Genomic DNA, 13,273 nt, shown 5'->3' with positions numbered 1-13,273 from the left:
GGGCAGTCACATGGATGAGAAGAATTATCGTCAACTCGCGGTGCGGATCGCTGAACAGGCAACGCCGGCCCAGAATGAGGCGCTCAAGGCTTGGGCACTGAAGCTTCTCGACATTCGCAGCTCGGACCTGCCCACCCGCCAGAAGGCGAAGAACGCCATCGCGGTGACGGTCTCAAGCAAGGTCATCTGGCCACTCGTGAAGATCGTGGCGTCACAGACCAAAAGCGTTGGCTGGGACAATCGGACCGTCGCCCAGCGATTGGGACTTGGTGCTGCCGCCGTTGGTGTTGCACTGTTCGGCGGCCAGAGTGCCGGCATAGCTGCCCTTGGTGGCGCGATAGGTGTGCCGCTGTGGGTCGTGCTTGGCGCGGGGTCGATGTTCGCACGCTACCTCTACGAAGAGCTTACTCTCCGCTCCAAAGATAACGGTCGCGCGTCCTACTCGGTGATTGACGCGGAAAAGATAGACGACGACACAGCATAGCTTCGTCCAGCGTCGCCTGTGCTTGTGACGCCGCCAAATCGCAACGGCGAGCCGAACGGCAATGAGGTAAGCCCCACGGGGGGTATCGCGCCGCTTCAACTGTGGATTTCGTCCCCTCGAATTTTTGCGTCAGTTTGACGTTGAGCTGTATGTCGCCGATACATGGCGCGGCAAATCAATGAGCGACAGGTAGCCAGCATGAGTGGTCAGCGGAACCGAGAAGAGGTCGTCAATACTCAACTGGCCTTGCTGATCTCAACACTGGGCGTCACCGCCGATGCCGAGACTATTCACGTGCACGGGAAGCACCGCCCCGACGTACTGTTTCAATTGCGCGGTCTGCGCGTGGCCATCGAAGGCAAATTCAGCGACACGCCGAATGCTGATGAGGTGGTGCTCCGCGACGCGCGAAACAGGGTCCGCGCCGGTATAGCTCACATAGCTGCCGCGACCGTCTACCCTATCGCTCTTCGGAGTGCCCCCACTACCAAGGTGTTAGACACGCTTGCCAAATCACGGCTTCGCTACCGCATCGTCACCGAGACGTTCGAGTGGGATGAGTGGTTTGAAGGCGACCCCGCGTCGCTCATGGGGGCGCTCCGAAGAGCCCAGGAGGCCCTTACCCAAGACGATATCGTTGAACAAACGGCAAAGGCGCTCAATGTCCAGTTGAGTGGTGTGGCCAAGCTTTGGATGGGCCAAGCGGGGGCATGCGATCGCCTGTCCTCAATCCTGGGGATCAAACCACCCAAAGGCGAGACCCCGGAAAAAGCTGAAGCGCGTAGAGAGACCGCCGCGAAGGTCTCCGCGCTTGTTCTGGCTAATGCCCTCATTTTCCAAGACCAGCTCGCGGCGACTGACGGGCGCGTAGCGCCGCTACGGAAGACCGAGAAAGAGAGCGACCTTGTAGGCGACATATCAAAACACTGGAGATGGATCTGGGAGAACATAAACTACGTCCCAATCTTCCAGCTCGGCGAGCGGGTTCTGGACGAGCTGCCTGTCAGCCCTCACACCACGCTTGCCGTCAAGTCACTGCTCGCAGAGGCTAAGTCTATCTGTGAGAAGCAAGCCGCCTTACGGCACGACCTTATGGGCCGCATCTACCACTGGCTGCTGCACCACGCCAAATATCTTGGCACCTACTATACGTCCGTGTCTGCGGCGACTTTACTCCTCAAGATAGCCTTAGCCGCGAAATGGAAACAGGATTTTGGCGACCCTGTCGAACTCGCCAACTTCAAGGTGGCCGACCTCGCGTGTGGAACGGGTACGCTACTCATGGCGGCGGCACAGGCGTTTGCGGACGAGTACATTCGCAAACGGGCGGCGACCGATCGATCCTTGGAGCCCAAAGACCTTTCCACTCTCCACCGGACCCTGATGGAAAACGTCCTTCACGGCTACGATGTATTGCCTTCTGCCGTACACCTGACCGCGTCGACCTTGGCCCTGCTCGCACCCGACATCGCGTTTGTGCGGATGAACCTTTACGTCATGCCTATGGGCATCGACCATGGGAATGCTCGCCTCGGAAGTCTTGATTTTCTGGACGGAAGCGAGATCAAGACCCAGATCGCACTCGACTACTCACAAGCGGAGACCCTGCGTACCGGGGCTTCGATGACCCATGTGACGAATGCGAAGGTGCCCAAGCTCGATCTTTGCGTCATGAACCCGCCGTTCGTCCGGAGCGTCGGGGGAAACCTCCTCTTCGGCTCGCTGCCGGATGAACGAGGAGCCATGCAAACCGAACTGAAACAGCGGGTAAAGAACCTTTCAGCGAACGTCACCGCCGGCCTTGGAAGCGTCTTCGTAGCACTCGCAGACAAGCATCTGGAAAAGGGTGGGCGGCTCGCGTTCGTTCTTCCGGCTGCGCTCGCCACAGGAGAGGCGTGGGGGCCGACGCGCAAACTCATTGCGGACAAGTACCACCTCGAAACGGTCATTTCGAGCCACGATGCCAGTCGGCCCAACTTCTCCGAAAACACGGACCTCTCCGAGCTTCTCTTTGTTGCTCGCAAGCTCGCAGGTGGTGAGAAGCCAGGCAGAACAACCTACATAAGCCTATGGCGCAATCCCCGGTCTATCCACGAAGCAATGCACTTGGCGAACGACGTGGAACACGTTGGGCCTGTTGCGGCCGTCGAAGGGGTCGGCGTTACGAGTGTGCGGACCGCCTCGGGGAAAGTTGCCGAAATGGTCACCATGCCGCCGGCCGCAGGAGAGGAGATTTGGCAGGGTGCGATCATCTCGCAAGCCGAGCTTCTTAGGGTTTCTTGGAGCCTGCAAGGGGGAACCCTCCGCCTACCGGGCAACGACAAGGGCTTCGCCATCCCAATGGCTCCCCTATCCGACCTCGGAGAGCTTGGTTACGACCGGCGCGATATACACGACGCCTTTGAAATCTCCCACGACGACTGGTCGCCATACCCGGCTTTCTGGGGCCATGATGCTGAAGCCGTCACAACGATTGCCCAGACATCCACCGCGAGACTAATGGCCCGCACCAAGGCCGCTCCTGGTCGGAAGCTCAAGAGTGCAACTTCAGTTTGGAGCAAATCCGGCCGTATTCTCGTCGCGGAACGACTGCGCACAAACACCCAGAAGCTCGTTGCACTGGGGTTTTCAGAGCCCGTTCTAGGCAACACATGGTGGGCCGTCAGCACGGCCTCGTTGGACGACGGGCAGATTAAGGCCCTGCTCCTGTTCCTCAACTCGAGCTTTGGAATTGCGCTGTACTTCGCACGCCGTGTCATTACCGAGGGTGCGTTTGTCCAGATGAAGAAGCCGGCGTGGGCGTCAATGCCCGTCTTGGACGTTCGGTCTTTGCAGCCCTCGCAGCTTGCAGCCCTGGGGGCGGCCTACGACAGGGTTGCGACCCAGCCCCTTCAACCAATTGCGAAGCTAGCCTCGGATAAGGTTCGCATCGACATTGACGATACGCTCTGCAAGGTCCTCCAACTCCCCTCGATCTCACCGATACGAGAGCTGCTTGAAAGGGAACCGGGGCTATCAAATCGCGAGATCGCGCCAAGGCAGAAGTCCGGTATGACCGCCGAGATGGAAGACAGCTCCGAAGATTAGCCTTAGACGCGCCTTGCGGGCACGCGTCCGCTTCGCGTAGGGTTGTCGCGCGGTACACATTCGCGCCGCAAGAGGTCCACAACAGCGGGATGCGGTCCCTGCGAGGTCTTAGTCTAAGTATCTGAAATTACGCTGTGAAATAGAGGTGCTGACGCGGTTCGATTTTCTGTCACTGCGCCTCTTCTGGGCACCAAATTCCCGTTTCAGACGATCTGACGCGACGAGCAAAAAAGCCCGGGCTTTCCGGGCTTTTTTGTGCTCTGCAACTCGTCTCGAGTTGAACCGTTCCTATCTTGTCGGTTAACCCGAGGTTCCGTGATGCCCGAGCCGTTCAAGGAGTGGAAGGTTCTGCCGCATGGCAGGCTCTCTCCTGTTGACGACAATATTCTGACGGCGACCGGCGACATACCGATGCCAATTGGCAACATGAAACGGCGCATGACCGTGGTTCGACTGCGCGACCGGCGGCTTGTCATCTTCAGCGCCATCGCGCTCGACGACGAACAGATGCGCGCGATCGAAGCCTTCGGCCAGCCGGCCTTCTTGGTCGTCCCTAATGATCATCACCGGCTCGATGCAAAGCCATGGAAGAATCGCTATCCCACCCTTCAGGTGATTGCACCGGCGGGCGCACTCAACAGCGTCGAGAAGGCGGTACATGTCGATGCGACGCGCGGCGACTTTGGGGATCCCGACGTCAAGCTCGTCACCGTCCCCGGAACCCGTAATCGCGAAGCGGCGTTGCAAATTGACGGACCAAACGGCACGACGCTCGTTCTCAATGATATCGTAGGCAACATTCGCGGCGCATCCGGCTTTTGCAGGCTGGGCATTGCGCATGATGGGATTTGCCGGTGATGAGCCGCATATACCTTGGCCGGTCAAACTGACGATGGTCGGCGACAAGGCGGCACTCGCAGCGCAATTGAGACGATGGGCGGAACAGCCGGCGCTCAAGCGCATACTTGTCTCGCATGGCTCCGTCATCACCGAGGATCCGCGGGGGACGCTGCGCAAGCTGGCGACGTCGCTCGGATAGATGAAGGCATAGCAGCCAACCCCTTCCGGCCAGTCGCCCAACAAACCGCTTCAAACCAGCCGCCCCGGGCGCTACGGTCCGCCCATGGCCCCTTCCGTCAGCCCGACCATCGCCGCCCGCCGCGACCAGATGTTTCCGATCCTCACCGACGCGGACATCGAACGCATGCGTCGGTTCGGCGAGGCACGTGCCTATGCCGCCGGCGATCACATCGTGACAGCCGGCACGGTCTCGCCCGGGGTGATCCTCATCCTGTCGGGCAAGATCGACATCACCCAGGCCGGCGGGCTTGGCCGGCCTGAGCCGATCATCACCTACGGTCCCGGCAATTTCGTCGGTGAGCTGGCGCAGTTGTCGAACCGGCCGTCGCTGGTCAATGCCGAGGCGAACGGACCGGTCGAGGCGATCGTCATCCCCTCGCAGCGGTTGCGCGACCTGATGGTGCAGGAGGCCAATCTCGGCGAGCGCGTCATGCGGGCGCTGATCCTGCGCCGGGTCGGCCTGCTCGAAAGCGGCGCCAGCGGACCGGTCGTGATCGGGCCGCCCGGCAATGGCGACGTGCTGCGGCTGCAGGGTTTTTTGCGGCGCAGCGGACTTCCCCATCGTGCTCTCGATTCCGACACCGACCCTTGCGCGAAAACGCTGGTCGAGCGTTTCCATGTCGACCCGCACCATCTGCCGATCGTGCTGTGCCCCAACGGCAAGCTCATGCACAATCCGGGCGAGACCGAGCTTGCCCGCTGCGTCGGCCTGCTGCGGCCGATCGATGCCGACAAGATCTATGACGTGGCGATCGTGGGCGCCGGGCCGGCGGGGCTGGCAGCCGCGGTCTATGCCGCTTCCGAAGGGCTGTCGACCATCGTGCTCGACTGCCGCGCTTTCGGCGGACAGGCGGGCGCCTCGGCGCGCATCGAAAATTATCTCGGCTTCCCGACCGGAATCACCGGCATGGCACTGATGGCGCGCGCCTATAACCAGGCGCAGAAATTCGGCGTCGAGATGGTGATCCCCGACGAGGCGAAGCTGCTGGACGACGCCGGCGACGGCGCCCGCTACAGGCTGGCCATCGGCGATGGCGAGAGCGTGCGCTCACGCGCGGTGGTGATCGCCAGCGGCGCGCGCTACCGCCGCCTCGATATTGCGAACCTCGCGCAATTCGAGGGGACCTCGGTGCATTACTGGGCCTCGCCGATCGAGGCCAGGCTTTGCCAAGACCAGGAAGTGGCGCTGGTCGGCGCCGGCAATTCGGCCGGACAGGCGGCCGTCTATCTGGCGAGCCAGGTGCGCAAGGTGACGCTGCTGGCGCGCCGCGACAGCCTACACGCCACCATGTCGCGCTATCTGGTCGAGCGCATCGCCGCGCAGCCCAACATCGAGGTGCTGACGGAAACAGAGGTGGCGGCGCTGGAGGGCCATGACGGCAACCTCGAAACGCTGCGCTGGCGCAACCGGACGACCGGCGAGGAGACGACACGCGCCATCCGCCACCTCTTCCTGTTCATCGGCGCCGACCCGAACACCGACTGGCTGGCGAATTGCAACGTGGCGCTGGACGCCAAGGGTTTCGTGCGCACCGGGCCCGACACGACACCGGGGCACGGGCCGATGGAGACCAGCCGCAGCGGCGTGTTCGCCATCGGCGACGTGCGCTGCGGCTCGACCAAGCGCGTCGCCGCCGCCGTCGGCGAAGGCGCGCAGGTGGTCGCGGCATTGCATGCCTATCTGGCGAAACATGGTGAATCGGCGAGGAGCGCGTGATGGATGAATGCAGGCATACGAAGGACATCAAAAAGGTCACGCCGAGCGCGCTGGGCTGCGAGGAATGCCTGAAGAGCGGCTCCTGGTGGGTGCATCTGAGGCTCTGCCGGACCTGCGGCCATGTCGGCTGCTGCGACGACTCGCCCAACCGCCACGCGACAAAACATTTTCATGCGACGCAGCATCCGATCATCGAGGGCTACGACCCGCCGGAAGGCTGGGGCTGGTGCTTCGTCGACGAGGTGTTCATCGACCTCGAAGGCGATACGACGCCGCAGAACGGCCCGATCCCGAAGTTTGTCTGAGGCAATCCGACCGGTAGGTTCCGGCTTAGCGCACCGAGCTCGTCACGGTCGGATCGACGGCGTCAGGCACGGATTTGCGCTCATTGCCGGCGAAAATGCCGATGAGGAGGAGGCTGAGCACAACCGGCACAAACAGGATGGCGACGCGCGCCTGCACGTAAAAGATGGCACGCCATTCATTTCGCTTTTCGTCGTTCATCATGCTCGCTCTGTGGTGCCTCCTAGGGAGGGGCATAGAGACGAAGCGTTAAACATCTCCTTCCGATTCGGTTAACGGGCGACGATCTGCGTTAATGGCAGAGGGCAGCGCTGTCCCCTTCTCCGTCCGCTGCGCGGCCACCTCTCCTCCACTTTGTGGGGGCGAGGAAACGCCAATCGCCTACGCGGCGCCCTTCGCAAGCTTGGGTTCCTCGCCCTCGCCAAAGGCGGGGGAGAGGTGGCTCGGCGAAGCCGAGACGGAGAGGGGGAGCGCCCTATGCGATTGGACGCCGGATGCGCATCCTATCGCCTGAAAGCCCGCCCCGCCGATCAAACAGCAGGCAGCGCAAACAGCCTCCCACCCGCCGGCACGACGTCGTCGATGCCGGCAAGCCGCAGGCAGTGCCAGGCCATGGCGTGGTTGGAGGAGGTGACCGGAATGCCGATGCGCCGCTCCAGTTCGGCGACGGCTTCCGCCACGCGCAGGCTGGTACAGGAGATGAAGATCGCGTCGACACCAGGGACCTCGGCCATCGTCTCGGCCGCCGCCTCGATCGAGGCGAGCGAGATGCGGGCCGCCTCGCGATCGTCGCGCCGGTCGAAAGTGGCGACGGCTGATATGTCGAGGCCGCGGCCGGTGAAGTAGCGGACCAGGCCCTGGTTGATCTCGGGCGCATAGGGCGTGAGCAGGCCGACGCCCCTGGCGCCCAATGCCTTGAAGGCGGCCAAGGCGCCGGTGACCGGGGTGGTGCAGGCGACGCCCGGCCGCGCCTTGCGGATCTCGGCGAAGACGGCTTCCTCGCCGAGCGTCATGGTGGCCGAGGTGCAGCCGAAGCCGACGACGTCGAGCGGGATGCTGGGCAGGATCAGGTCGACGGTGGGTGCGATGCGCGGGCCGATGGCGCGCAAAGTGTCGGGCGTGATGTCGTTGTCGTTGAACAGGCGCGCCTCGTAGAAGGCGACGCCCGGAATGCGGATCAGGGCGCGGAACTCGTGCTCCAGCGTCTGGTCGGTGGCGAGGATCGCGAGCCCGATCGCCGCGCGCGAGGCGAGGCCGCCGTCGATCTCCGACGGAAGGACGCCCAAATCGACCGGCCCTGGCGATTGAGGGCGGGTAGCGGCCGCGCTGACAGACATGGCGTTCCCTTTCCTGGTCAATCCCTTCGGGATCATGCTCTCAATTCAAAAGTCCATCCATCGAAATCGCCTGCTTGCGGCCGGCGATCAGGTCGGCGGTGATGCGGGCCGAGCCGTGCGACATGGTCCAGCCGATATGGCCGTGCCCGGTGTTGAGATAGAGGTTGTTGAGTCGCCGCTGTCCGAATTCAGGGAGATTGTTGGGCGTCATCGGCCTGAGACCCGCCCACATCTCGGCGCGGTCGTAATCGGCGCCTTCGGGATAGAGCTCCTTGGTCACGCCCTTCATGAAGGCGAAATCGGCCGGCTTGTGGCTGGTGTCGTAGCCGGCGAACTCGGCGGTAGCCGTGACGCGCAGCCGGTCGCCGAAGCGCGACACGGCGACCAGATTGTGCTCGTCGATCGCGGCGATGGTCGGCGGCGCCGGGCGATTGCCGATCGGAATGGTCAGCGAATAGCCCTTGATCGGATAGATCGGCAGGCTGATGCCGACCGTCTTCGCAATCAGCGGGCTATAGGAGCCGAGCGCCAGCACATAGGCGTCGCCCTTCACGCTTCCCTTGTCGGTCAGCACCCGGGCGACGCCGTTGCCTGATGTCTCTATGCCGGTGATGGTCGTGCCGGTGCGGATCTCGCCGCCGCGCTCGACCACTTTTGCCGCCAGCGCCCGGGTGAACTTCGCCGGATCGCCGGTCTCGTCGGTCGGGCAATGGATGCCTCCGGCGATCTTTTCCTTGGCGGAAGCCAGCGAGGGGTCGAGCGCGACGATGCCGTCGCGGTCAAGCACCTTGATCAGTTGGCCATCGGATTCGAGCAGCTTCATGTGCTCGACGCCTTTGTCGAGCGCCTGCTGGCTGCGATAGAAATAGAGGATGCCGCGATCATTGCGGTCGTATTCGATCTCTTCGTCGGCAATGACTTCGTGCAGGACGGATTGCGAATAGGCGGCGAGCCGATGCTTGAGCAGCGTGTTGCGCCTGGCTTTCTCGGCCGTGCATTCCATCAGGAACAGCCATGACCAGCTGTAGAGCCTGGGATCGGCCGAAAGCCTGAAGCGCAGCGCCTGGTCCTTCATCACCAGCGATTTCAAGAGGATCATCGGCGCCCTGGGCGACGACCAGACGAACGAATGCCCCGGCGCGATCATGCCGGCATTGCCCCAGCTGGTCTCGGCGGCGACTTGAAGCTGCCGCTCGAGGATGACGACCTCGTGCCCGTCCTTCTGCAGCTGATAGGCCGTAGTGACGCCGACAACGCCGCCACCCAACACGATCACGCGCATGGCGCCTCCAAAATCACGAGTGGGTACACTTTAGGATGTCATCCAAAATCCAGGTAGTGGGCCAGTTTGAAATTCATGCGACAGGCAACGAGACTGAGCGCTCTGGGCCATCCCCTTGATCATAAAGGTAGAGAGTGACGGCACACTCAAATCGTTGACCCCAAACAATCGCGTCCGAGAGTACACAGCCCAACAATTCGTCGTGAACGAGATCATCGGCTTGATAATCCATTTCGTCACTGTCGGGGACGTTATGATCATTGGAAGTAGCCTCCGCAGCAGCATTCACTTTGCGCCAACGGTACGGTCTAGTACGCCGGTCGATGATGTTCGTTATCACTTGGCATTACTCCGGGTTCTGTAAGGACCGCGAACGGGTCGGCTTCCCTGCTTCCTTTGCGAAAAGGGCAGCATCTGCTATAATTTATGGGTTACCGGTTTCAGTTTAACGGGCTGCCGGTTTTCTGTCATGCGCGCGAAGTCGATCCTGATCGGAGCGGGGCTTGCGGCAGCTGCAGCACTATCCGGCTGCACTACCGGAAGTGCCTTCCAGGCTTCACCTTTCGATTACAGCGGCATCACCGATGCCAGTTACCGTATCCCTCCGGTTCCGACCTACAAGGTCGACCGCAAATATCTTCGCCAGATCGTGCCCTATTCGACCGCCGAGCAGCCCGGCACCATCTTCGTCGATACCGGAGCGAAGTTTCTCTACTATGTTCTGGGGGACGGCAAAGCCGTTCGATACGGCATCGGCGTCGGCAAGGCCGGTTTTGAGTGGCACGGAACCGCACATGTCGCAATGAAACGCGAGTGGCCGGACTGGCATGCGCCGCCACAGATGATCGTGCGCGAGAGGAGGGAGAACGGCCGCATCATACCGGCTCATTTGGAGGGCGGACTCAAGAACCCTCTCGGCGCGCGAGCGCTTTATCTCTTCAACAAAGGCGGCGACACCGGCTATCGCCTGCACGGCACACCTGAATGGTGGACGATCGGGAGGGCCGTTTCAGCAGGCTGCATCCGTCTCATGAATCAGGACATCATCGATCTCTACAACCGTGCCGAAATCGGCGCCAAGGTGATCGTCACCTAGTGTAGTGATCGACAAATCAGCCATACTCTCGTGACCTTGAGAGAGGGGAGGCGAAGGTGGGGACTGTGCGTCTCAGTTGTGCGCTTCTCAACCCCCCAGCGCCTGCTCCAGATCGGCGATCAAATCATCGCCGTCCTCGATGCCGGCCGAGAGCCGTACCAGCGAATCGGAAATGCCGATGGCGCCGCGCTTTTCGGCGGGGATCGAGCCGTGCGTCATCAGCGCCGGATGCTCGATCAGGCTTTCGACGCCGCCCAGGCTTTCGGCCAGCGTGAAAAGCTGCGTGCGTTCGAGGAAGCGCTTGGTGCCGGCGAGGTCGCGGTCGAGATCGACCGAGATCATGCCGCCGAAGGCATGCATCTGCTGGACGGCGATGGAATGCTGCGGGTGGCTGGCGAGGCCGGGATAGATAACCCGGCGGACATCTTTTCGCGTCTCCAACCATTGCGCTATTTTCAAGCCGTTGGCCGAGTGACGCTCCATCCTCAGCGCCAGGGTCTTGATGCCGCGCAGCGCAAGAAAGCTGTCGAACGGGCCGGAGATGGCGCCGACGGCGTTCTGCAGGAATTTCAGCCGGTCGGCCAAATCCTTATTGTCGCCGACGACCGCCACGCCGCCGACCATGTCGGAATGGCCGTTGAGATATTTCGTCGTCGAATGCACGACGATGTTGATGCCGAGCTCCAGCGGGCGCTGGATATAGGGGCTGCAAAAGGTGTTGTCGGCGACGGTGAGCAGCCCCTTGCGCCCGGCAAGCGCGGCGACGCCTTCGAGATCGACGATGCGCAGCAGCGGGTTGGTCGGCGTCTCGACCCAGAGCAGTTTTGTTTCCGGGCGGATGGCGGCTTCGACGGCGGCCAAGTCGGTGAAGTCGGCAAAGCTCACCTGCAGACCTGCCGAGCGCTTGCGCACCCGCTCCATCAGGCGGAACGAGCCGCCATAGATATCGTCGGTGGCGACGATGTGGGCGCCGGTATCGAGAAGCTCGAGCACCGTGCCGATCGCCGCCAGGCCGGAAGCGAAGGCGAAAGCCCTGCTGCCGCTCTCGAGGTCGGCGACGGCGCGCTCGAAGGCAAAGCGGGTCGGGTTCTGGCTGCGGGCATATTCAAAACCCTTGTGCACGCCGGGCGACTGCTGGCCATAGGTGGAGGTGGCATAGATCGGCACCATCACCGCGCCGGTCAGCGGATCGTGGCTCTGGCCGCCATGGATGGTGCGGGTGGAAAAGGCCAGGCGGTTCTTGCCGTTCGAAGTCATTTTGCGCGGCGCCTCAGATGGTTGATCAGGTCGATACGGGTTATCAGGCCGATGAACTCGTCCCCGTCGAAGACGATGGCGACCTCGTTGCGGTCGAAGACAGGCAGCAGCGCGTCCAGCGTCTGATTGGCCTGCAGCGTGTGCAGGTTCGACGTCATGGCGGTGCGCACCGGCGCGTTGAAACGGTCCCAGCGGCCGTCATAGGGGCCGTCGACCTTGGCCAGGATGTCGCTTTCGTCGACGATGCCGACCAGCCTGCCCTCGTCCAGCACCGGCAGTTGCGAGACGTCGGAACGGCGCATGCGGCCATAGGCGTTGAGCAGGCTTTCCTCCGGGCCGACGGTCACGATGTCGCCGGTACGCGGCGAGCGCATGACGAGGTCGCGCAGATCGCCATGCTGTTCTTGGTCGGCAAGGCCCTGCTCGGCCAGCCAGATATCGTCGAAGACTTTCGAAAGATACTTGTTGCCGCTGTCGCAGACGAAGGTGATGACGCGCTTCGGCACCGTCTGCTCGCGGCAATAGCGAAGTGCTGCTGACAAGAGCGTGCCCGAGGACGAGCCGGCCAGGATGCCTTCCCTGGACAACAGATCGCGCACCGCCAGCATGCTTTGCTTGTCGGGAATGGAGTAGGCCTTTTTCACCAGCGAGAGATCGGCATTGGGCGGCACGAAATCCTCGCCGATGCCTTCGACGGTCCAGCTGCCGGCCTCCTCCATCTTGCCGGTCTTGATCAGCGGCGCCAGCACCGAGCCGACCGGATCGGCCAGCACCATCTCGGTCTTCGGCGAGTGTTTCGCGAAGAAGCGGCCGAGGCCGGTGAGCGTGCCGCCGGAGCCGACGCCGACCACTACAGCGTCGACATCGCCTTCGAGCTGCGAAAAGATCTCCGGGCCGGTCGTCGTCTCATGCGCCAACGGGTTGGCCGGGTTGGCGAACTGGTTGGCATAGAAGGCGCCGGGCAGCTCGGCGGCGATCTTCTCGGCCATGTCCTGGTAATATTCGGGATGGCCCTTGCCGACATCGGAGCGGGTCATGCGCACCTCGGCGCCCAGCGCGCGCAGATGCTGGATCTTCTCGCGCGACATCTTGTCGGGCACAACGAGGATGATGCGGTAGCCTTTCGGGATGCCGACCTGGGCGAGGCCGAGGCCGGTGTTGCCGGCCGTGGCCTCGACGATGGTGCCGCCGCGCCTCAACTTGCCCGCCTTCTCGGCGGCGGCGATCATCGAGAGCGCGATGCGGTCCTTGATCGAGCCGCCCGGATTCTGGCTTTCGAGCTTGATGAACAGGCGGCACTTGCCGGTGTCGAATTTGGTCAGCTCGACGATCGGCGTCTGGCCGATCAGGTCGAGCACCGAAGCGTAAGGCGGACGAAGTCTCGACAGGCTGATGTGCGCGCCCTTCGGCGCCGCTTTTGTCTGCTCGCTCATCTTGAGTGCTCCATCGAAGCAGTTCGAGGCGGATGTCGGCAATCTCGCGCGGGAGGCCGCGGGAATCCATTCCGGTTTCGCGGATCGCGCGCCCTGTCTTTTCCGGCCCTTTTCATCAGGAAAGAAGATAGATCGTGCCAATCCGGCGGCGAGTGGAGGAATGGAATTTCACGGAGAGCATTGGTAAAAGCGCGGTT

Annotated in this window: 12 protein-coding genes; 7 read left to right on the top strand and 5 right to left on the bottom strand. The window is 62.4% G+C overall.

The window, feature by feature from the left end; translation table 11 throughout:
• Positions 1–10 precede the first annotated feature (10 nt).
• The 6 genes from O7A05_RS24050 to O7A05_RS24025 all read left to right on the top strand — a co-directional run bounded on the left by O7A05_RS24050 (position 11) and on the right by O7A05_RS24025 (position 6,673).
• A complete protein-coding gene (locus tag O7A05_RS24050; protein WP_337095416.1) occupies positions 11–484 on the top strand; it encodes a hypothetical protein in 474 nt (157 codons plus the stop codon).
• Positions 485–682: 198 nt separating this feature from the next.
• Positions 683–3,571, top strand: a complete 2,889-nt coding sequence (locus O7A05_RS24045) for an N-6 DNA methylase (RefSeq protein ID WP_337095415.1) — start codon at positions 683–685, stop codon at positions 3,569–3,571.
• Positions 3,572–3,889: 318 nt separating this feature from the next.
• A complete protein-coding gene (locus O7A05_RS24040; protein ID WP_337095414.1) occupies positions 3,890–4,429 on the top strand; it encodes a hypothetical protein in 540 nt (179 codons plus the stop codon).
• The gene (locus O7A05_RS24035) at positions 4,410–4,610 is read left to right on the top strand and encodes a hypothetical protein (RefSeq protein WP_337095413.1); all 201 of its coding nucleotides are present in this window, start codon (positions 4,410–4,412) and stop codon (positions 4,608–4,610) included. The genes O7A05_RS24040 and O7A05_RS24035 overlap by 20 nt, the downstream gene beginning before the upstream one ends.
• 84 nt (positions 4,611–4,694) lie before the next feature.
• Complete coding sequence (locus tag O7A05_RS24030) at positions 4,695–6,368, top strand: FAD-dependent oxidoreductase (RefSeq protein WP_337095412.1); 1,674 nt, start codon at positions 4,695–4,697, stop codon at positions 6,366–6,368.
• Positions 6,368–6,673, top strand: coding sequence for a UBP-type zinc finger domain-containing protein (locus tag O7A05_RS24025; protein ID WP_337095411.1), 306 nt, complete (start codon positions 6,368–6,370; stop codon positions 6,671–6,673). Before O7A05_RS24030 ends, O7A05_RS24025 begins: the two co-directional genes overlap by 1 nt.
• A 25-nt stretch (positions 6,674–6,698) precedes the next feature.
• Here the strand turns inward: O7A05_RS24025 and O7A05_RS24020 are convergent, their stop codons facing one another.
• From O7A05_RS24020 to O7A05_RS24010, 3 genes are all read right to left on the bottom strand, one after another.
• Entirely contained in the window at positions 6,699–6,872 is a 174-nt protein-coding gene (locus O7A05_RS24020; protein ID WP_337095410.1) for a hypothetical protein, read from the bottom strand.
• Between the two features lie 329 nt (positions 6,873–7,201).
• Positions 7,202–8,008, bottom strand: coding sequence for a maleate cis-trans isomerase family protein (locus tag O7A05_RS24015; protein ID WP_337095409.1), 807 nt, complete (start codon positions 8,006–8,008; stop codon positions 7,202–7,204).
• Positions 8,009–8,048: 40 nt separating this feature from the next.
• A complete protein-coding gene (locus O7A05_RS24010) occupies positions 8,049–9,290 on the bottom strand; it encodes a D-amino acid dehydrogenase (protein ID WP_337095408.1) in 1,242 nt (413 codons plus the stop codon).
• Positions 9,291–9,759: 469 nt separating this feature from the next.
• Between O7A05_RS24010 and O7A05_RS24005 the strand changes: the two genes are divergently transcribed.
• Positions 9,760–10,386 (top strand): L,D-transpeptidase, encoded by a 627-nt coding sequence (locus O7A05_RS24005; RefSeq protein ID WP_224588366.1) that lies wholly within the window; start codon positions 9,760–9,762, stop codon positions 10,384–10,386.
• A gap of 87 nt (positions 10,387–10,473) precedes the next feature.
• On the opposite strand, the gene O7A05_RS24000 is transcribed toward O7A05_RS24005, so the two are convergent.
• Together O7A05_RS24000 and O7A05_RS23995 are read right to left on the bottom strand one after the other, a co-directional pair.
• A complete protein-coding gene (locus tag O7A05_RS24000) occupies positions 10,474–11,643 on the bottom strand; it encodes a trans-sulfuration enzyme family protein (RefSeq protein ID WP_337095407.1) in 1,170 nt (389 codons plus the stop codon).
• Positions 11,640–13,076, bottom strand: coding sequence for a pyridoxal-phosphate dependent enzyme (locus O7A05_RS23995; protein WP_337095406.1), 1,437 nt, complete (start codon positions 13,074–13,076; stop codon positions 11,640–11,642). The genes O7A05_RS24000 and O7A05_RS23995 overlap by 4 nt, the downstream gene beginning before the upstream one ends.
• Positions 13,077–13,273 lie beyond the last annotated feature (197 nt).

It is taken from the genome of Mesorhizobium argentiipisi (SeqCode), from assembly GCF_037179585.1.
GTDB classification, from domain to species: domain Bacteria; phylum Pseudomonadota; class Alphaproteobacteria; order Rhizobiales; family Rhizobiaceae; genus Mesorhizobium; species Mesorhizobium argentiipisi.
Note: the sequence above shows the minus strand (reverse complement) of the source record. Positions and strands in the feature narration are given on the sequence as shown.

Coding starts and splice junctions, on each gene's coding strand:
- O7A05_RS24010 (WP_337095408.1), bottom strand. CDS start 9,290: ATGCGCGTGATCGTGTTGGGTGGCGGCGTTGTCGGCGTCACTACGGCC.
- O7A05_RS24005 (WP_224588366.1), top strand. CDS start 9,760: ATGCGCGCGAAGTCGATCCTGATCGGAGCGGGGCTTGCGGCAGCTGCA.
- O7A05_RS24050 (WP_337095416.1), top strand. CDS start 11: ATGGATGAGAAGAATTATCGTCAACTCGCGGTGCGGATCGCTGAACAG.
- O7A05_RS24035 (WP_337095413.1), top strand. CDS start 4,410: ATGATGGGATTTGCCGGTGATGAGCCGCATATACCTTGGCCGGTCAAA.
- O7A05_RS24015 (WP_337095409.1), bottom strand. CDS start 8,008: ATGTCTGTCAGCGCGGCCGCTACCCGCCCTCAATCGCCAGGGCCGGTC.
- O7A05_RS23995 (WP_337095406.1), bottom strand. CDS start 13,076: ATGAGCGAGCAGACAAAAGCGGCGCCGAAGGGCGCGCACATCAGCCTG.
- O7A05_RS24045 (WP_337095415.1), top strand. CDS start 683: ATGAGTGGTCAGCGGAACCGAGAAGAGGTCGTCAATACTCAACTGGCC.
- O7A05_RS24020 (WP_337095410.1), bottom strand. CDS start 6,872: ATGAACGACGAAAAGCGAAATGAATGGCGTGCCATCTTTTACGTGCAG.
- O7A05_RS24025 (WP_337095411.1), top strand. CDS start 6,368: ATGGATGAATGCAGGCATACGAAGGACATCAAAAAGGTCACGCCGAGC.
- O7A05_RS24040 (WP_337095414.1), top strand. CDS start 3,890: ATGCCCGAGCCGTTCAAGGAGTGGAAGGTTCTGCCGCATGGCAGGCTC.
- O7A05_RS24000 (WP_337095407.1), bottom strand. CDS start 11,643: ATGACTTCGAACGGCAAGAACCGCCTGGCCTTTTCCACCCGCACCATC.
- O7A05_RS24030 (WP_337095412.1), top strand. CDS start 4,695: ATGGCCCCTTCCGTCAGCCCGACCATCGCCGCCCGCCGCGACCAGATG.